The sequence below is a fragment of the Methanosarcina barkeri 3 genome, from assembly GCF_000970305.1.
Lineage (GTDB): Archaea > Halobacteriota > Methanosarcinia > Methanosarcinales > Methanosarcinaceae > Methanosarcina > Methanosarcina barkeri_A.
On record NZ_CP009517.1, the window covers coordinates 1755936 to 1776132 of the forward strand.

A 20197-nucleotide genomic window follows, 5' to 3' on the forward strand; every position below is an offset into this window, starting at 1 on the left:
CAGTCAGGAAATTATGGATTTTAAAAAGGATGATCGGATGTACGCGAAAAAACCGACAACTCCAGAAGACGTAATTGAAAGGGCATATAAGGGGAAATGTACTAAAGAGGATGCTCTCCTCCTGCTTGAAGGAAACCCTTTTGAGCTTTTTGAACTCGCCAATAATCTGCGCGCCAGTATTGTAGGCGATGTAGTCAGCTATGTGGTGAACAGGAATATCTATATCACAAACAAATGTGTTGGAAACTGCGGGTTCTGTGCTTACAGAACAGAGAAAGGATTTATCCTGAGTGTTGAAGAAATCCTGGAAAAAGTAGGAGAAGCGAAAAAAGCCGGAGCTGTGGAGGTATGCATCCAGGGTGGATACATTCCGGAAGCTGACATGGAGTTTTATCTTGAGATAATAGAATCTGTAAAAGCCGAATTCCCTGATATGTGTATTCATGCCCTGTCCGCTATGGAAGTAAATTACGCAGCAGGAATCTCAGGCATGTCGGTTGAAGAAGCCCTGAGCAGACTTAAAAAAAGTGGGCTTGATTCCCTTACCGGGACTTCGGCCGAGATTCTTTCCGACAGAGTAAGAAAAATTATCTGTCCTGGGAAAATCAACACCCAGCAGTGGATTGATACCATAACTGCAGCACATAAAGCAGGAATTTCCACCAATTCCACTATCATGTACGGACATGTCGAAACCCTTGAGGAGCGTCTGGACCATGTCTTTATTATCCGTGAAATTCAGAAAGAGACAGGCGGGTTTACCGAACTTATCCCTATGGCCTTTTTGCCTTACAATAACCCTATAGGGGAAAAGATGCTTGCATCCGGAAAATTCTCGACCACAGGGCTTGAAGACCTTCAGCTCATAGCTATTTCCCGAGTAATTTTGCATACTTATGTTAAAAATATTCAGGCTACATGGGTAAAGTTAGGAAAGAAACTCGCTCAGGTAGCTTTGCAGTGCGGAGCAAACGACCTTGGAGGCACGCTTATGGAAGACCAGATCTCTACAGCTTCAGGGGGCAGTAATGGGGAATATGTATCGCCTGCCGAGTTCGAATGGATGATAAAAGGGGCAGGAAGAACACCTGTGCAGAGGGACACCCTGTACCGGAAAGTGGAGCGAGATTTTTCTGGCAGGATGGGCTCCCTTCCCGGTTTAGAAAAGACAAAGATAGGTAGCAGAGAGTAAACTTCCGAGTCGCAAGCCTTTTCAAAAAACTGCTTGCCCGCAAGCCTTTTCAAAAAAGGCTTGAGCGAAAACTTTTTGAGAAAAGGTTTTATCGAAAACCTGATAACCATTTGGATTTGAGCTTATCCCCAAACCCTATCGGCGTGATCACAAGCTTTTTAAAAAAAGGCTTGAGCGAAAACCCCGATTAACGTTTGGGTTTGAGGACGGAGTGAATTCGATTCAGGTCGTTGTAGCTCCCGAGTTTAGACTCGGGAGCGTTGTCCGTTTCGCTCACTCGTTCGCTCAAGCGGACTAATTTATAAAATAGAAACTGAACCTTGGCTGAGAGGGCGAGTTTTACAAAGTTACTTATTTCCTGTGTGCCTTTCTCAGTGTGGTTAATGATATAGAATAACCCAGAGACGTGGAAAGTGCCTGCAAGTCGGAACCGAGGAAAAACGAGTTTTCTTTCCGGGCCGGAAAGGTTTTAATTAATTATATAATTTCAGGTAATTAGTATAATACTCATTTATATTATATTTATATCTATATTTATATCTATATTTATATTTATATCTATATTTATATCCTACTTAGATTTTCAGGAGTTCAGATGAAAGCCGTAATTCCCTATAAAAAAGCCAGCGCAAAATCCAGATTGTCTCCTGTTCTGACTCGGGAAGAGAGAGAAGAGTTTGTGGAACTGATGCTGAATCAGGTAATAGACACCCTTAAAGAAGCCGGAATAGGAACAATCGATATTCTCAGTCCTTCGACGTACGGGCTTGAAAATATGACGAAAGCTAATGTGCTTCTGGATAAAAGCGACCTGAATGAGGCTCTTAACAGGTACCTTAAGCAGGCTGAGGAACCAGTTATTATTGTTATGGCAGACCTTCCACTTCTGTCCTCCAAGCACGTAAAAGAGATTATTTCGACTAAAAAGGACGTCTGCATCGTTCCTGGGAAAGGCGGGGGTACAAACTCACTTTTCATAAAAAACCCTTCAAGGTACACTGTCAGGTATTACGGTTCGAGTTTTTTGACGCATTGCTCCATTGCAGAAGAAACAGGACAGAGCATTGAGGTCTACGATTCTCTTTTTGCGGGCACTGATATTGATGAGCCCGAAGATCTGGTCGAACTGCTTATACACGGAAGCGGAGCTGCGAAAGATTATATAAGCAAAAAGTTCAGGCTTGAGATGAGCAGGGGAAGGGTCAGACTGGTTTATATTTAAGAACAATCTTCTTGACCAGAATCACATATGTTTGTCTGTAAATTCAAGATTGACTAATCAATCAGTAAATTTAAATAAGTAATATGCCTATTATGCTATGAATAAAAAACCCAATGATTCATTGAGATTAGTATTTTTGATTTTGGGTAGTGAAGTAAGGATATACAGAATCAGCAAAAATGTGGATGGGCTATTTTCAGAAGAGGCGAGCCTGTGAGATCTTTTACATCTGAAGAAAGAGAGATCATAAGAAACAAAATCATAGATCGGGGTAAAGAATGCTTTGCCATATATGGAATAAAGAAAACGAGCATTGAAGATCTTACCAGAGACCTTGGAATTGCAAAAAGTTCTTTTTACTCTTTTTTCAATAGCAAAGAGGATCTTTTTCTACAGATATATACGGAAGAGCGAGAAGCCTTAAAGGGCAACTTATTAGAAAATTCCTTCCTGAAATACAGGAAGGAACCTGATAAAGCGATAAAGGCTTATCTGCATTATGTACTGGATATTGCGAATAAACACCCTGTCTGGAGAAAAGTTTACATTGAAAAAGAGCACCTTGAACTGACGATTTCCCGATCTTCAGAGGAAAAAATTAAAAATATTCATCGAGAAAACGTAAAAATGATTCTACCTTTTTTTGAAGAGTGGGCAGCCGCAGGTCTTCTGATAGACAAAAATGCCAGGATTCTTGCTGAAACCACATATGCGGTTCTTTCCCTTATCCACTTAAGGAATGAAATTGAGGATGAGGACTTTCAGGATATAATGGATATTCTTATTGATCTTCTGGCAGAAAATATAATAAAAAAGTAAATATGAAAGTATTGATGGGATTAAATCGCGAAAGGTTACCTGAGAAGGGTGACCTTTTAAAAAAAGTAAATTACTTCTATAATAAATTTAGTGGGAGTGTATTAATGAAACAGACAAAATCTGTTTGTCCAGAATGCAAAAAAGTTATTGATTCCACTATATTTGAAGAAAGTGGCAAGATAATGCTGAAAAAAACTTGCCCAGAACACGGGACCTTCACGGATGTCTACTGGTCGGACAGCAAATTATACGACAGGTTCAGGCGCGATTCTTATGTCGGTAGTGGAGTTTCAACCAATAATGAGACTGTTTCTTCCGGTGGCTGTCCCTGGGACTGCGGAATTTGCTCCAGGCACAAAACCGGGACTTTGCTTGCAAACATCGACATTACCAATCGTTGTAATCTCAATTGTCCGGTGTGTTTTGCTAATGCCAGAGCAAGTGGCTTTATATACGAACCAGACTTTGAACAGATAAGAGAAATGATGCTGACTCTCCGAAATCAAGAACCTGTTCCCTGCTATGCCATCCAATTTGCTGGAGGAGAGCCTACGGTAAGGGAAGACCTTCCGGAAATTATCGAAATAGCTCAAGAACTTGGGTTTTCACAGATCCAGATTGCAACTAATGGTGTCAGGCTCGCAAAAAGCCAGGAATACTGCGAAGCTTTAAAGACCGCAGGGCTCCATACTGTATATCTGTCCTTTGACGGAGTCTCAGAGGAACCATACATGGAGAACCGAGGATTTAATGCCCTTCCCGTAAAACAAAAAGCTCTTGAAAACTGCAGGCAGACCGGCCTGAATAGTGTTGTGCTCGTGCCCACCCTGATAAAAGGTGTTAATGATCATCAGGTTGGAGATATTGTCCGCTTTGCAGCTAGAAATGGGGACGTAGTGAGAGGTGTAAACTTCCAGCCAGTAGCGTTCGCAGGCCGCATTGATCAGGCCCTACGAAAAGAACAGAGAATAACAATTCCCGATCTAATATCACTCCTGGAAGAACAAACCGAAGGAGAAATTCCCAGTTCAGCCTGGTATCCTGCATCTGCTGCAGTTCCCGTCATCCGATTCGTGAGTGCGGTGCGAAAGGTTCCGCTCCCCGAGTTTACAATTCATCCTCTCTGTGGAGCTGCCACTTATATCTTTGAGAACGAGGGAAGTCTAATTCCGATAACTGAGTTTGTGGACGTGGATGAGTTCCTTGAATTCCTTGAGAGCGTTACTCCAGAATTTGAAGGGCAAGGTTCTAACGTAACGAAACTTGCAAAAGTTATTTACAATATTCCGCGCTACATCAATGAAGCCAGAAGCCCAAAAGATCTTAAGATAGTCTCCCTGATAACTAATTTTCTTAAAAACGGTACAAGAGAACATGCTGCTCAGTTCCATCGAAAATCACTTTTCCTCGGAGCTATGCACTTTCAGGACCTCTACAACCTGGATCTGGAAAGGGTTGAACACTGCGGAATCCACTATGCTACCCCTGATGGCAGGATAATTCCCTTCTGCACTTATAACAATTTTCACAGAGAAGGAGTAGAAGCAAGGTATTCAAAACAATATAGGGAAAATATAAAGTTTGAGAAGAAACCCCTGGAAATTCAGGAAAGAGAAGCAGCTTGATTTCTCCTATAAAGGAAAGCATGACAATAATTATTAAAATGAAAAAATATAATTTAGAGAGGTGCCATACAAAATATTTATATTCGAGAAAAAATTAACTGAAAGAAATTTTTATACCGAATACATTGGTCCAATAGAGCCAATAACTTTAACTGGACAAATACATTAATTGTGAAAACTATTCGGAAGAGTAACCATACAAAATGGGTAAATCTTAATTTGAATCTGATCTTTCTGAGGAAGAATTTGGAGATGAAAACTAGACTTCAGAAAGTCGAAAAAAGATTCATTGACCGAAAAATAAAAGTTTAAAAATATGTGATTAAAGTAGAACTTTCAGGACTCTATTGAAGTAATCAGTAGAAATAATGTGGCATTATACTGTCATGCTTTTCGGTCCATATCACACTATTTGCAAGAAAGAGGATATCTACTGGTTAAGCATTATAAATTAAGTTTAAAAGGTACAGGTGAGCTGGTGAGCATTAAGATAAATAGATATAAGTGTGGATACTGTGGTGCCTGTGTGGGAGTCTGCCCTAAGGGAGCACTCGAACTTGTAGAGACCTGGGTCGAAGTAGACGAAAATACGTGCATTACATGCGGGATATGCGATCGCATCTGCCCTGTAGGAGCAATTGAGGTAATGAAATGAAGGACACGTATGATGTTTTAGTGATAGGTGCCGGTCCTGCAGGTTCCATTGCCGCCAGAACCGCAGCCGAAAAAGGGCTGGACGTACTCTTAATCGAGAAACGCCAGGAGATAGGTGACCCTGTACGCTGTGCCGAAGGTGTGAACAAAGCATATCTCAAGAAACACGTGGAAATTGACAAAAGATGGATTTGCGCTGACCTTAATGCTTCTCATATCTACGCGCCGGATGGTACAAAGATAGAGATGGCAGAAGAAATCGCTGGTGGAGAAGTAGGTTACGTTCTTGAGAGAAAAGTGTTTGACCGGGCTCTTGCTGAACAGGCTGCCGAAGCCGGAGCGGAAGTTAGAGTAAAAACCAGAGCAACTGGCCTTATCATTGAAGACGGTTTTGTCAAGGGAGCCAGGCTCATGCATCTAGGAAAAGAATATGATGTGCGGGCCAAGATAGTAATAGGCGCTGACGGGGTCGAATCAAAGGTAGGCAGATGGGCAGGTATCGACACTTCCTTAAAGCCAATAGATATAGAAACATGTGCCCAATACCTGATAGCTGGAGCGAACATAGACCAGCACCACTGTGAATTTTACGTAGGTAACGAAATTGCACCAGGCGGCTATATCTGGGTCTTTCCGAAAGGTGGTGGAAAAGCCAATGTCGGAATCGGAGTTCTCGGGAGTGAGGCTGGAAAATTCAAGCCAAGGCCTGTAGATTATCTCGACAGATTTCTTGAAAAGAAATTTCCCGATGCAAGGATAGTCGAAATGGTTTTCGGAGGAGTTCCGGTTTCAGGCAGCATTGAAAAAACTTCCACTAACGGGCTGATGCTAATCGGAGACGCTGCTCGCCAATCCGATCCTATTACAGGCGGTGGAATCCTTAACGCAATGGATGCCGGAAAGATAGCAGGAGAAGCTGCATATACAGCTATATCTGAAGGAGATGTTTCCTTCGAAAAACTCGAAGAAATTTATGAGAAACCATGGAGAGCAACCCTGGGACACGACATTGACATGAGCCTTATCGTAAAGAATTGCTTTATCAATCTAAGCGATGAAGACCTGAATTCACTTGCCCATTCTCTAGAAGGCATGAAATTTGAGAGAATGAGCCTTCTTGACCTGTTACAGGCTCTCTTTAAAGCCGATAAAAAACTTCTCTGGGATCTTCGAGTACTTTTCAAAGATGCCGCAAAAGAAGTTGTAAAGAGCAAAATGTAACGTAAAGTAAGACGTAACGCCTGGAAATCCAGGCACCTGCCATTTAGTAAACTTTTTTATTCTGTTCTAAAGGAAATTTCCATATTAGAGGTTATCCAACCTTTTCCCTGGCAATTTCTCTTTCCATAAAAATAAATTGTTGTGAATTATAACCTTAATTTGCATTTCAGCCTCTCTTGAGCGAAGCGAAACGGAACCGTCCTCCCGAGACGGGACTCGGGTGACGGAACTCGGCAAGTAAAACTTATTTATTCATAAATTAATCCGCTTGAGCGAGCGAAGTGAGCGAAACGGAACCGTCCTCCCGAGACGGGACTCGGGTGACGGAACTCGGCAAGTAAAACTTATTTATTCATAAATTAATCCGCTTGAGCGAGCGAAGTGAGCGAAACGGAACCGTCCTCCCGAGACGGGACTCGGGAGGCGGAACTCGGGAGACAGAACCAGGTGGTTACTTTCTCCAGAACTCAGGCGTAAAGATTAAAATTACAGTATAGACTTCAAGCCTACCAATCCACATATTTGCAATCAGGACTAGTTTCCCAAGAGCGGGAACAGGATCAAAACTGTCCATTGGGCCTACGACATTCAGACCTGGCCCTATGTTACCAAGAGTGGCTATGGACGCAGTAAATGAAGATATAATATCCATGCCCAGAACCGAAAGAATCAGAGTGCTTAAGAGAAAAATAAGCAGATATATAACAACAAATGAAACAATGGAATTGACAATTTCATCGGGTACATTTTTATTGTTAAATTTAACAGCTCTTATGGCTCTCGGATGAATGGCCTTGAACAATTCCGCTCGACTGCGCCTGAGGAGAATAAGGATACGCACAACCTTCATGCCTCCACCTGTAGAACCGGCGCAGCCTCCGATAAACATCACAAATATAAGTACCATTTTAGCAGAATCGGACCAGAAATTGAAATCTGCTGTAGCGAACCCTGTACTTGTCATGATAGAAACTATCTGAAAAATGGCAAATCTGAAGGAGTTAAAAAGTCCTGTTTCCATATCTCGCCAAAGCAGAAAAGCAAGAAGCCCTGTTGCTAAAAGAATCAGTCCTGTATAGAAACGAAACTCGTCGTCTTTAATAAGAAACTTTTTGTCTATATAAATTGCCCGATAGTGAAGTGCAAAGTTTGCACCTGCAATGAACATAAAAAAGGTTATTATGAACTCAATCAGAGGGCTGTTAAAAGCTTCAACACTCAGAGCGTAATTGGAAAAACCTCCACATGCCATTGTAGTAAAAGTATGGTTAATAGAGTCATAAAGTGAGACTCCTGCAAGCAGGAGGACAACAACCTGAAGAACAGAAATTGCAAAGTAGACCATCCACAGAATTCTTGCAGTCTCCTTTATTCTTGGCTTTAGCTTGTCCTCAGTAGGTCCAGGTGCTTCTGCCCGAAAAAGCTGGCGACCTGCAACCCCGAGTTTGGGCAGGATCGCAATGAAAAGCACAATAATACCCATGCCCCCAAGCCACTGAATCATGCCTCTCCAGAAAAGGATGCCTTTTGGATGACTTTCTATATCAGTAAGAATTGTTGAACCTGTAGTTGTAAATCCTGACATGGATTCAAAGACAGCGTTTAAGGGGGAAATCCCGTCTAGCATGAAAGGAATTGACCCGAAAAATGCAGCTGCAAGCCAGCCCAGGGCAACTATTGCAAAGCCTTCTTTACGCATCCATTCTTCATTGGTTTTATAATAAAGCAGGAGAAAACCTGTAATGATAGTTACAAAAATCGAAACTAAAAAAGGAGTTAAACTTTCTCCATAATAGTATGCAACTCCAAGAGGGATTAACATGAACAGTCCCAGGAGTCGGAGCAAACCGCCAAGTGCATATAAAATAACTCTAAAGTTCATTGGAGGTCCTCGGTTTTAAAACTGATAGACCCTTTTGAATTTTTCGTATATATCTTTTACTTAAAAAGTTTCTCCACTGCCGAAACTGAAGAAGAAAGCGCAAAAACTATTACTCTATCTCCTTCTCGAATTACCGAATCTCCTCTAGGTATGATAATCTCATCGTTATGAACTATTGTAGTAACGAGCGCGTCTTTAGGGAATTTGACCTTTTCGAGAGACTTTCCAATGATTTTTGAGTACCGTGAGGTCGTGTACTCTATAATTTCTGCCTTTTCGCCTTCCAGCATGGTAAGCTTTTCGATACCTTTTCCCATTGTAAGCTTAAGGACTTCGTTTACGGTTGCCTCCCTTGGACTTACTGCCATATCGATTCCGATCATTTCAAAAAGAGGCACATAGTCAGGGCGATCAGCTCTTGCAATAACCTTCTTTGCTCCCATTTGCTTTGCTAGAAGCGAACATAGAAGATTTTTTTCATCGTTGTCCGTAACTGCAAGCACGACGTCCATATCTTCGATATTTTCTTCCCTCAGAAGATTAACGTCAGTGCCATCCCCGTTTAAAATAAGGGCATTTACCAGCGTTTCGGCCACTTCTATGCACCGGCTCTTCTTATACTCAATAATCTTAAGGTCGGCACTCTCGTCTTTGTCTATCAGTTTGGCAAGGTAGAATCCTACAATGCCGCAGCCTATAAGGAGAATTCGATTTCTGTGTGGCTCTACATTTCCAAAAACACGACCAAGTTCTTCCAGAGCTCTGGGCTTGCCTACAACTACCATATGGTCATTTGCGTTAATAATGTCGTTCCCATGAGGGATAACGATTTCCTGCTTCCTAAAGATTGCACTTACAATGCAGCAATCATCAAGCTTGAGATCCTGAATCTGCTTTCCTACAAGCTTGCTATCGGGACGGATGGCAAACTCCATCATCTGAACTTTTCCTCCCGCAAATAGTTCGGTATCTATAGCTGAAGGACTTGAAAGGACCTCGGCAACCTCCGAGGCGAGCGCAAGTTCAGGACAGATCATTATATCGACTCCAACCTGAGACCTTGAGGTTACAGGTACATCGATATAATCAGGATTGCTAACTCTTGCAATTGTCTTTGTTTCTTTCCATCCTGGGTGGGATCTTATGATCAGCTTTGCAGTCATACAGGCAACAATGTTGACTTCATCAAAGCCTGTGACAGCTACTAAAATGTCTGCATCGTGAATGATACTGGCGAGAATATCAGCGTTTGCACCATTTCCCTCAAGAACCTGAACATCGAGTTCATCTGCCCTTCGTGCAACGTTCTCATCTTTTTCAACAACAGTTACGTCGTGTGTGGCGGAAAGAAACTTTGCAATATGATATCCAACCTCACCTGCCCCTATCACTATTGTTTTCATAAAAATCCTCGAAAAAAAGCTTGACTTAAATAAATTAATCTACTTGCTTAAGTAGCCTTTGGAAAAGAGAACTTAAACGGGCATATTCTATTAAATACACTTTCTGTAGAAGAATAGCTAAAGATTCAGAGTGTTTAAGATATGTATTTTATTACGATGACAACACCCAGAATCAGTACCAAAATCTAGTGATGAATGTAAAACTCAAAATCATTAGATTTTGTAAATGGACACTATCCACGTAATACAACTTAGTGATTCAAGTCTTTAGATAGCGAATGTCGATTTTGATAAGAACTGGATTCTTCTTGCTAATTAAGATTTTCTATCAAAAATGCAAAAATCACTGGATTTTGGAACAGAGTCATTCAATATGTGATTATATAATTTTTAAGTAATATCCCAAAAAAGTAGCAGGTAAACCATTATGTTTTTTGGAACATTTTTAAAAATTTATAGACACTGAACAAGTCCAAATACTAGAACTCAGATTGTGAGTTGAATAATCTTGTGTGAATTTGAGGTCTTTATAATTTTGTTAGTAACGATAAAAAACCAGTAACAGGCGTGAGTTATTGAAAAACGTAAGCATAAGCACCTCTGTAAATTTCTGGTAAGTAATGAAGAGGTACTCGTTTTTTCGGAAATGATCAATTACTCACGGACATGATCAAGAATAAAACGAAGGCTAATAAGAATGCAAGATAACGGAACAACTAATAAGAAGTTAAAGTCTTTGAAAACTTTAATTATTGGAGAGCCACGTAACCCTTTTGATACTGATATTTTTCGTAAAGTTTCTTTAATAGCGCTCTTCGCATGGGTTGGTCTTGGATCGGATGCAATGTCTTCTGCATCATATGGTCCAGAAGAAGCATACCTGGCATTGGGAGATAATATCTACCTTGCCATATTTGTAGCACTGAGCATTATATTAACCATTTTTGTAATAAGTACTAGCTATTCACAGATAATTGAACTATTCCCGACTGGTGGTGGTGGATATCTGGTTGCCAGCAAGTTGCTATCCCCGTCGCTTGGAATGCTTTCTGGCTGTGCACTCCTTATAGATTATGTACTTACGATTGCTATTTCTATATCAAGTGGTGTAGACGCCATGCTAAGCTTCCTACCAGCAAGCTGGCAGGTGTTCAAATTAGGGTTTGCATTTTTTGTAATTATGACAATTATAATATTGAATTTAAGAGGAATTAAAGAATCAGTTTTATTTTTAATACCTATATTCGCACTGTTCATAATTGCCCACGTTATCCTAATACTATATGCTCTTTATTTCCATGCAGCAAATGTGCCAGCAGTAATGAGCAATACTGCAACCAATGTCCATAATAGTATCCGGTGCAGGTATATCAGCACTGCTTTTTATAATTCTTCATTCATACAGCATGGGCGCAGGAACATATACAGGAATTGAAGCCGTAAGCAATGCAGTTCCAGTAATGAGAGAACCCAGGGTAAAAACAGCAAAGAGAACCATGCATCTCATGGCGATTTCGCTGGCATTCATGGCAGCAGGACTGATGCTTACATATATATTTTACCATGTTTCTCCGGAATCCGGGAAAACTCTGAATGCTATTCTTTTTGAGAATATTACAAGTTCCTGGGGACCTTTAGGTCACTATTTCGTAATAGCAACTCTTGTATCCGAAGCAGGGCTCTTGTTTGTAGCTGCACAGACAGGTTTTTTGGATGGCCCAAGGGTTCTTGCAAATATGGCGCTGGATAGATGGGTTCCTACCAGGTTCGCAACGTTGAGTGATAGACTTGTAACACAAAACGGAATATTAATAATGGGCATCTCAGCCTTAATTATGGTCTTTCTTACCCAGGGATCGGTCAAACTCTTAATAGTGCTTTACAGCATAGCAGTTTTCATAACATTTATTCTATCTCAGGCAGGAATGGTCCGACATTGGTGGAAAGTTAAGACAAAGGTTAAAGACTGGAAGAAAAAGTTAATCATCAATGGTACCGGGCTGCTTATGACGGTTTTGATATTGATGTCAGTAATAGCAGTAAAGTTCGGCGAAGGCGGATGGGTAACATTACTTATAATAGGAGCCTTTGCTGGAGTTGTTATTCTCATAAGACGTCATTATGACAATACCTCAGAGCTTATTAAAGAACTGAATGCAAAGGCGATCAATTCTCCTGAAAGTATGAATCTGATTAAGAATGATATGCCTGATAAGGCTAACATGCAAGATAAAACCGCAGTGCTTCTTGTAAACGGTTTTAACGGTTTAGGGATGCAGGCATTATCCACCATATTCAAATTATTCGGTGGAATGTACAAGAATTTTGTATTTGTACAGATTGGTGTAATCGATGCTGGTGTGTTCAAAGGAGTAGAAGAAATTAAAGAACTCCAGACCGAAATATGTAAAGACGTAGATAAGTACGTAAAATTAATTTCATCACACGGTTACTATGCCGAAGGTTTCACTGCAGTCGGCACTGATGTTGTCGAAGAGATTACAAAACTGGCTCCCGAGATCTTAAAGAAGTACCCTAATGCCGTATTCTTTGGCGGACAGATAGTCTTCCCGAATGATTCAAGACTTACAAGATGGCTACACAACTATACTGTCTTCGCATCACAGAGAAAACTATATGCAGACGGTATTCCTTTTGTAGTTCTGCCAATAAAAGTATAAAGAAGTTAAAAAATAGTATAAATATAAGTTTACAGGTGAAGCTGACCTCCAACAGCTTCCAATATTTTATAGTAGTTGATCCTAAAACTCAAAACCACGCTTCTGAACCTTGTTTTTAGTAATCAATTGAGTTTCTGCTTTGAATCAACCGGTATATTATCAAAGTCCGGTTATAACTTGGCTTTTATATAAAATAAACATTTTCATATAGGAAGAAAAATAATACACATAATAATTAGTACTGTCTTTATAAAACACGATATAATATATTTTTTAAAAAATTAGCCTATTTAAAGATTAGATTGTTGATCCATCTTGGGGGAATAAATATAAAAAGAAGAAGCAAGACTGATATTGCCGAAGAAATCTTAAAAGTAGCAATGAATGGAGCGAATAAAACTCACATTGTAAACGAGGCAAATATTAATTTTAATATTGCCTCAAGGTATCTGGAAATGCTGAATGAAAAAGAACTTATCAAACATGAAAACGGGTTTTTCATTACTACGGATAAAGGAAAGATTTTTCATGGAATTGCTAAAGAACTAAAACTTTAAAACATGTTCATTAACTTTTTAATTTTTTGCCATAATAAGTCATATAAAATCTGAATTTACTCATAGAGCGCTCCCTAAAACTAAGACGGGATATGTTTGCATACGGCTTCAAAAGCCCTTGAAAAAGAATAGTACCAAAAACAGATACTGCAAACTGTCCCTAGCTATAATGGAAAGAACTTTTTTCTGCTGCCGTTAAACTCTGCTTTTAATTGTGTATTTAAGGTTTTTCATTCCTTACAGCAGGATATTATAGATTTCATCCAAACTTTTACAGTAGTTTTGACAATTGTAAGTGTTTTCTTTTCTTACCAGTATGGCTTTAATTCCTGCACTTACTGCCCCTTCAATATCTGCAATGTAACTGTCACCAATCATTGTTACTTCACTTGTATCTTCGAGTTTGTCAAGCACTTTCCTGTAAATCTGGATATTAGGCTTTTCATAGCCTAACTGTGCTGACGAATATACTTGAATGAAATACTTGCTTATTCCTAAGTCTTTTACCAGACCGGATAATTCGGGTACGTGATTTGAAACTATTATATTTTCATAACCTGTATTTATCGCTCTTTCTAAACAGGGAACTGTATCATTATAAAGATGCCATTTTGTGTTATCCAAGTATTTTGCTTTTATTTGACCCGCAATTTCGGATGATAATGTTTCATTAACCCCAAGTTGATTTATTATTTTTGAGAAATGCAGTGTCATGTAATCCCACCAGTAGATTCCTCCAAAAAACTCTTCATGAGGTATTTCAGGGGTATGCCAGGGAAACCCTCTGGTAAGAAGTGGACGAATATCCTCAAGTTTAATGCTACTGTATCCATATTCCTGTAACAGGTCGTATATAGTTTGACTCCACATTCCGTCCCGATATGCAAGAGTGTTATCAAAATCCCATAGTAGATATTTTTTCTGCATTGTAATATTCCTGTTCTATCCTGAAGTGGTTTCGCATATTCTATAAAAACTGAATTTAGGCCGGATGGTGAGAATCGTTACATTTTCTAATTGTGAAAGTTTTTACTGGTCTTGTAAAAATTCAGATTTTATGTAAGAGAACCTTCATAAAATAACAGTAATTATCTATATTCATGAGGTTAATTAATGAACATTTCATTAGATATTGCTGTTTTTTTTGTTGTAGCGATCATGAACGTTACTATGTTCATCATTTTGTGAAAGCCACTCCTGAACGCTTGCCTCCAAACGCACAGCTTTAAAGCCATGAGCTCTTAATATCTCCACTGCCTCTACAGACAATAAGCAGCAACGTCCACGGCAATAAGCAACAATTTCCTGATTTATAGGTAAAGTAGCTAAATGCTTTTCCAAATCTTCTATAGGAATAGAATTAGCTCCTGGAATGTGCATCATCTCATATTCTTCTTTCGGCCTTACATCAATTAAAGTCACATTGCCTTTTTTCATTCTGACAATGAGTTCACTCATTTTTATTTGTTCTATATTATCTCTGTTAGTGTAAATTTCCTCCCGAAGCTTTTGAAGTTCCGTAATACGCTTTTCGGCTAAGAGCTGTAAAGATAGGATGAAATTCGCCACTGTTCGATCCGCCAATTTATAATACGAGTAAACTCCACGCTTCTCATACTCTACTAGCCTGGACTCAAGCAGAGTTTGCAGATGCTGGGATGTATTTGCAACACTCATATCCGTTTCACGGGCGATTGTTTCGACCGTTTTGGATCCCTGCATCAAAATGTCCAATATCTCCAGCCTTCGAGGACTTGAAATGGCCTTTCCGATTCTGGCAAGCTGCGCATAAACGCTATCTTTAAACACACGGGTTTCTTTATCCATAAAAACTTCCTGATGCATCTCGTTTTTTTATCTATTCTAAGTCTTAATTCATCGTTAATGGTAAAGTACAATTTTACCATATAATTTAAATATTCAATTGATCAATTGAATATTTAAATTATACAGGTTCTAAATGGGATGCTGCCATCAGATCCTAAATATCGTAAGCTAAGACTTTTCCGTCTGAAATCTAGATAAGTACGAATTTAGAATTTTCTGGTTGCGCCCCTAAATGAGATAATAGATTTACAGTTGGATACTGAATTAATTAATCTAGTAGGATGAGCTTATGACAGCAACATTTGACCCTTCCGTAACTGGTATATTTGTTTTTGGGCTACTAGCAGGTATCTGCCCATGTAATAGCGTGTTATGCTTAGGATTAATAGGTTACCTTACAAGCGGAAAAACAAACTTATCACTTTCGAACATACTTAAACTAGTTTTCTCATTCTCAATAGGCACTGTGCTAGTACTATTGCCACTTGGATTTATTGCCGGATACATTGGTAAATATATATTGTTTTTAAACAGTGCAATCGCCTGGACAATTGGTGGTATATTAATGATTGCAATGGGATTACAACTATTACATGTTTACAAACCACCAATACGAAGCATATACAATTTTTTTAAATTACCTAACTCTTACACAATAATGGGAGCATTTTTACTTGGGCTTTCTTTTGGGGCAATTACAATAGGTAGAGGTGCTCCGATGCTAATAATTGTATTAACTTATATAGCATTATATCAAACCCCACTTCAAGGATTACTTACTATGTTGATTTATGCAGTTGGTTTAAGTATTCCTCTTATTTTAATCAGCTCTATCGGTGGTTCAATAGGTAAAAAAGTCAAAGAAACTACCAAAATGAGTGGTGACCTCATGGACAAAGTAATAGGAGTATCAATTATATTAATCGGTGTCTACTTCACATATCTAGCTATACAATAAGAACACACAAAACCTGCGCATATTAAAAAGAAAATTTGCAGAAGATTTTATGCATTGCAAAACGGACACTAATAAACATATTAGCGTGGAGTATAATACATAATAAATACTCCTACAAGTGCAATGAAAGCTCCAATAATTTCAAACTTATCAGGATTTTTTTTATCGACAAGCATGCCCCATATAAGAGACGAAACAATAAAGATTCCTCCATAAGCAGCATAAACCCTGCCGAAATTAGCGTGCTGGAAGGTTGGGATAATTCCGTAGATTGCCAATGTTAATCCTCCAAGTACACCAAAAACAATTTTCTTATTTTCCCTTAACCACAGCCAGACTAAATAACCGCCTCCAATTTCAAATAAAGCAGCTAAAAAGAAAAGACCAAGAGAAATAATGATATCATTCATTTACTTCATCCTTCCTTGGCCAGTAGTATATAATTGATACTCCAACAAGAATTATCAAAGCGCCTATTAGATCATATGTATCCGGGACAGTTTTTTCGAACACCCAGCCCCATAAAATAGACATAACAACAAAAATTCCCCCATAAGTTGCATATATTCTATGGAAATCTGCAGGCTGAAAGGTCGGTACGACCCCGTATAAAAATAAGACGATTGCTCCTAAAAATGCAAATGGCAGCCCCCCTCCTTCTCGCAACCATATCCATATAAAGTATCCTCCTCCAATTTCAAAAATACCCGCAAGAATAAACAGGAGAATAGTATACGTAAAGCATTGTTTTCTAGATACGCATCTTGATTCGAGAGCAATTTTCATATTGATGAAATATTTTTTAATCCCCAGATCGTCATTTTTTGAATATCGTTCGATTTGTTTCATGTAACCAACATAATATCCGTATAATTTGTATTATTTTTTTATTTTGAAATACTGTCAACGTTTGCAAGTGCTAAGGTATTTAACTAGCTATTAATAAACCTATAAAAAGTCCAGCTCCTATAGACTTGATAGTAGCAGAATATGACCGATTTGTAATTCCATTCCAATGAAGTTTATACCTATATCAGACAAGGACATGACCCAGTCACCAGTCTTAGACACTACTGAAGCCCTTTTTTTACATATTATGAAATGATGGATATGGAAAAGAAACTTATTAATTTAGGAATTCGGAGAGAGAGAATTTAACAGTTTATTTACGAAGATAAACATAGAAGTAATTGTTATTCCTTTTTTGTTTTCCATAATTTTCTTCAGGAATGCCAGAATTCCCTTGTAAAGAGTACAAGCACGGTATAAACCTCAAGCCTGCCTACCCACATATTACCGATAAGAATGATTTTTCCTAACGGTGGAACTGATTCAAAGTTTGCCATAGGCCCGACAATGTTAAAACCCGGACCTATGTTCCCGAGAGTTGTTATCGAAGCTGTAACCGAGCTTATTATGTCAACTCCCAGCAGTGTTAGAAGCACTGTACCTGCGACAAAAACACCTATATAAAGCACAACAAAAGAAAGGATTGACTGCAAAATGTCATCCGGTACTGCTTTATTATTAAACCGAATAGGTCTGACGAGTCGAGGATGAACAAATTTAAAGAGTTCTCTCCTTGCGTATTTTAACATCAACAGAAAACGTACAACCTTCATGCCTCCGCCTGTAGAACCTGCACAGCCTCCGATAAACATGACTGCAAGAATCAGAATTTTTGCAGAATCTTTCCATAGATTAAAATCAGTTGAAGCAAAACCGGTGGCTGTCATAATAGAGGTTATCTGAAATATGGCATAACGGAATGAATTGAACGGAGAAAATCCCATATCTTTGAATAGAACCAGTGTCAGTAAACCTGTGAAACCCAGAATAAAAAAAGAATAGGCTCTGAATTCCTCGTCTCGGAAAAGAAGAACTTTATTGACACGAATAATCCGGTAGTAAAGAGCAAAGTTCGCCCCTGCAATAAACATGAAAAACGTGAGAATAAATTCAATAACAGGGCTATGAAAAGCTTCGATTCCTGTATTGTAAGTAGAAAATCCCCCGCAAGCCATACAGGCAAAGGTATGGTTGAGAGCGTCATAAAGGGACATTCCTCCAATCATCAGAGCCACAACTTCAAGAGCAGAGATAAAAACATAGAGCGTCCATAGGATCCTTGCAGTTTCCCGGATTCTTGGCTTCAGTTTATCTTCAGTCGGACCTGGAGCCTCAGCCCTGAACAACTGGCGACCAGCAACTCCGAGTTTTGGTAGAACTGCTATGAAAAGTACAATAATTCCCATGCCTCCAAGCCAGGCAGTAAAAGACCGCCAGAAAAGAAGGCTTCTGGAGTGACTTTCGATATCCACAAGAATTGAAGATCCCGTTGAAGTAAAACCCGACATTGTTTCAAAAACTGCATCAATAAAAGAGATTTGTTCAAAAAGAAAAGGAATAGCCCCGTAAATAGCTGCTGCAAGCCAGCTTAAAGCTACAATGGCAAGCGCTTCTTTTTGCTGCCAGTCCTCACGACCTTTAAACCGCATGAGAAGCAAACCAGAAACAAGGGTCATGAAAAAGGAAACAATAAAGGGTGCAAGAGGTTCACGGTAGTAATAGGCTACTAAAAGGGGAACTAACATTGTAAAAGCCAGAAGGAAAAGAATTTTTCCTAATGCATTAAAGACTGCCCTATTATCCATAAAAAACCACCTCTTTTTTTAAAGTTTACATTTAAAGTTTACGTTTAAAGTTTATCTAAAAAATTTTTCTATTTCTGACATTGCAGAAGCCATGGAAAAGATGACAACTCTATCCTGATTTTCAATAGTGAAGTCTCCTCTAGGGACTATAGTGTCTCTTCCACGAACTACCATATTAATGAGAGCTCCCTTTGGAAACTTGACCTTGTTCAAAGGTTTTCCGACAATTTTTGAGCCCTGGGAAACCGTATACTCTATGATCTTTGCTTTTTCGCCTTCAAAGGTCGTAAGGGTTTGTATTCCCCTGCCCATTGTAAGCTTAAGTACCTCGCTTACAGTAGCCTCCCTGGGGCTGACTGCCAGATCTATGCCGACCATTTCAAAAAGAGGCAGGTAGTCCGAACGATCAGCCCTGGCAATCACTTTCTTTGCACCCAGCTGTTTTCCAAGAAGAGCACACAGTAGATTTTTCTCATCGCTGTCCGTAACCGAGATAACAACGTCCATGTTCTCAATACCTTCCTCCCTGAGCAGACTGAGGTCAGTGCCATCCCCGTTTAAAATAAGGGCATTTTCCAGCGTTTCAGCCACTTCTATGCAGCGGCTTTTACTGTACTCGATGATCTTAAGGTCGGCATTCTCATTTTTATCTATCAGTTTAGCCAGATAAAATCCTACAATCCCACAGCCTATAATAAGAACTTTACTTTTATTGGGTACCTGGCTCCCAAAAGTCCTGCCTAACCCTTCCATAGTTTCAGGTTTACCCACAACTACCATATGGTCGCTTGCCTCAATTATGTCGCTTCCATGAGGAATAATTATTTCGTGGTCTCGAAAAATCGCACTGACAATGCAGCAGTCAGCAAGCCTGAGGTCCTTAATCTGCTTTCCTACAAGCTTGCTATCGGGACGGATGGCAAACTCAGTCATCCTGACTTTTCCATCGGCAAACATCTCGGCACTTATCGCGGACGGGCTTGACAGGATTTCAGCAATTTCGGAGGCAAGTGAAAGTTCAGGACAGATCATTAGATCGATTCCAACCTGAGCCCTTGAGGTTACAGGCGAATCAATATAGTCCGGGTTACTGACTCTGGCAATGGTCTTAGTTTCCTTCCATCCGGATTTTCCTCGGGTAATTAATTTGGCGGTCATGCAAGCTACAATATTAACCTCGTCCAGACCGGTCACAGCTACAAGCAAGTCAGTATCCTGAAGAATTTTTGATAAGATCTCAGCATTTGCCCCGTTTCCTTCGATAACAAGGACATCAAGTTCGTCTGCCCGTTTTGATGCTTCTTCAGCATTCTCAATAATTATTACATCGTTTTTTGGGGAAAGAGCTTTTGCGATATGATAACCTACTTCCCCTGCGCCGATAATTATAACCTTCATTGTACACCTTCAGAAAAACTGTTTTTAACTAACCTTATACTATGAAATCTGCCGGACAAAAAGCAACAGACACAGGAAAATCCAGAAAGAAAAAATTGAGTGAA

Annotated in this window: 18 protein-coding genes; 10 read left to right on the forward strand and 8 right to left on the reverse strand. The window is 39.5% G+C overall.

The genetic code is table 11. The features are described from left to right. Nucleotides 1-37 precede the first annotated feature (37 nt). The 6 genes from cofH to MSBR3_RS07085 all read left to right on the forward strand — a co-directional run bounded on the left by cofH (nt 38) and on the right by MSBR3_RS07085 (nt 6733). Nucleotides 38-1192, forward strand: a complete 1155-nt coding sequence (gene cofH / locus MSBR3_RS07060; RefSeq protein WP_048110152.1) for a 5-amino-6-(D-ribitylamino)uracil--L-tyrosine 4-hydroxyphenyl transferase CofH — start codon at nt 38-40, stop codon at nt 1190-1192. Nucleotides 1193-1787: 595 nt separating this feature from the next. Further along, nucleotides 1788-2414: a 2-phospho-L-lactate guanylyltransferase gene (gene cofC / locus MSBR3_RS07065; protein WP_048107301.1), complete on the forward strand. Its 627-nt coding sequence runs from the start codon at nt 1788-1790 to the stop codon at nt 2412-2414. 213 nt (nt 2415-2627) lie between these two features. Then, complete coding sequence (locus tag MSBR3_RS07070) at nt 2628-3233, forward strand: TetR/AcrR family transcriptional regulator (RefSeq protein WP_048107302.1); 606 nt, start codon at nt 2628-2630, stop codon at nt 3231-3233. A 104-nt stretch (nt 3234-3337) separates the two neighbouring features. Next, nucleotides 3338-4858, forward strand: coding sequence for a tetraether lipid synthase Tes (tes, locus tag MSBR3_RS07075; RefSeq protein WP_048107303.1), 1521 nt, complete (start codon nt 3338-3340; stop codon nt 4856-4858). 478 nt (nt 4859-5336) lie between these two features. Next, the gene (locus MSBR3_RS07080; protein WP_048107304.1) at nt 5337-5513 is read left to right on the forward strand and encodes a 4Fe-4S binding protein; all 177 of its coding nucleotides are present in this window, start codon (nt 5337-5339) and stop codon (nt 5511-5513) included. Further along, nucleotides 5510-6733: a digeranylgeranylglycerophospholipid reductase gene (locus MSBR3_RS07085; RefSeq protein ID WP_048107305.1), complete on the forward strand. Its 1224-nt coding sequence runs from the start codon at nt 5510-5512 to the stop codon at nt 6731-6733. Before MSBR3_RS07080 ends, MSBR3_RS07085 begins: the two co-directional genes overlap by 4 nt. 451 nt (nt 6734-7184) lie before the next feature. On the opposite strand, the gene MSBR3_RS07090 is transcribed toward MSBR3_RS07085, so the two are convergent. Together MSBR3_RS07090 and trkA (MSBR3_RS07095) are read right to left on the reverse strand one after the other, a co-directional pair. Further along, nucleotides 7185-8615 (reverse strand): TrkH family potassium uptake protein, encoded by a 1431-nt coding sequence (locus tag MSBR3_RS07090; RefSeq protein WP_048107306.1) that lies wholly within the window; start codon nt 8613-8615, stop codon nt 7185-7187. 56 nt (nt 8616-8671) lie between these two features. After that, a complete protein-coding gene (gene trkA / locus MSBR3_RS07095; RefSeq protein WP_048107307.1) occupies nt 8672-10018 on the reverse strand; it encodes a Trk system potassium transporter TrkA in 1347 nt (448 codons plus the stop codon). Nucleotides 10019-10715: 697 nt separating this feature from the next. On the opposite strand from trkA (MSBR3_RS07095), the gene MSBR3_RS20980 reads away from it, so the two are divergent. The 3 genes from MSBR3_RS20980 (at nt 10716) to MSBR3_RS07105 (ending at nt 13256) form a co-directional block, all read left to right on the forward strand. Further along, complete coding sequence (locus tag MSBR3_RS20980; RefSeq protein WP_230627930.1) at nt 10716-11453, forward strand: amino acid permease; 738 nt, start codon at nt 10716-10718, stop codon at nt 11451-11453. Continuing rightward, a complete protein-coding gene (locus tag MSBR3_RS07100) occupies nt 11359-12699 on the forward strand; it encodes an APC family permease (RefSeq protein WP_230627932.1) in 1341 nt (446 codons plus the stop codon). The genes MSBR3_RS20980 and MSBR3_RS07100 overlap by 95 nt, the downstream gene beginning before the upstream one ends. A 305-nt stretch (nt 12700-13004) precedes the next feature. Then, nucleotides 13005-13256: a winged helix-turn-helix domain-containing protein gene (locus MSBR3_RS07105; RefSeq protein WP_268989127.1), complete on the forward strand. Its 252-nt coding sequence runs from the start codon at nt 13005-13007 to the stop codon at nt 13254-13256. Nucleotides 13257-13493: 237 nt separating this feature from the next. Here MSBR3_RS07105 and MSBR3_RS07110 read toward each other — a convergent pair whose 3' ends face one another. Next, a complete protein-coding gene (locus tag MSBR3_RS07110; protein WP_048107308.1) occupies nt 13494-14183 on the reverse strand; it encodes an HAD family hydrolase in 690 nt (229 codons plus the stop codon). A 198-nt stretch (nt 14184-14381) separates the two neighbouring features. Next, nucleotides 14382-15083, reverse strand: coding sequence for an ArsR/SmtB family transcription factor (locus MSBR3_RS07115; protein WP_048107309.1), 702 nt, complete (start codon nt 15081-15083; stop codon nt 14382-14384). 289 nt (nt 15084-15372) lie between these two features. Between MSBR3_RS07115 and MSBR3_RS07120 the strand changes: the two genes are divergently transcribed. Next, on the forward strand, nt 15373-16041 hold the full coding sequence (locus tag MSBR3_RS07120; protein WP_048107310.1) for a cytochrome c biogenesis CcdA family protein: 669 nt from the start codon (nt 15373-15375) through the stop codon (nt 16039-16041). A gap of 80 nt (nt 16042-16121) precedes the next feature. Here MSBR3_RS07120 and MSBR3_RS07125 read toward each other — a convergent pair whose 3' ends face one another. The 4 genes from MSBR3_RS07125 to trkA (MSBR3_RS07140) form a co-directional block, all read right to left on the reverse strand. Next, nucleotides 16122-16451, reverse strand: coding sequence for a YnfA family protein (locus MSBR3_RS07125; RefSeq protein ID WP_048107311.1), 330 nt, complete (start codon nt 16449-16451; stop codon nt 16122-16124). After that, nucleotides 16444-16890, reverse strand: coding sequence for a YnfA family protein (locus MSBR3_RS07130; RefSeq protein ID WP_230627939.1), 447 nt, complete (start codon nt 16888-16890; stop codon nt 16444-16446). Before MSBR3_RS07130 ends, MSBR3_RS07125 begins: the two co-directional genes overlap by 8 nt. 374 nt (nt 16891-17264) lie before the next feature. Further along, the gene (locus tag MSBR3_RS07135) at nt 17265-18695 is read right to left on the reverse strand and encodes a TrkH family potassium uptake protein (protein ID WP_048107312.1); all 1431 of its coding nucleotides are present in this window, start codon (nt 18693-18695) and stop codon (nt 17265-17267) included. Nucleotides 18696-18746: 51 nt separating this feature from the next. Next, nucleotides 18747-20093 carry a Trk system potassium transporter TrkA gene (gene trkA, locus MSBR3_RS07140; RefSeq protein ID WP_048107313.1) on the reverse strand — a complete coding sequence of 449 codons (1347 nt, stop codon included), beginning with the start codon at nt 20091-20093 and terminating at the stop codon, nt 18747-18749. Between the last annotated feature and the right edge of the window lie 104 nt (nt 20094-20197).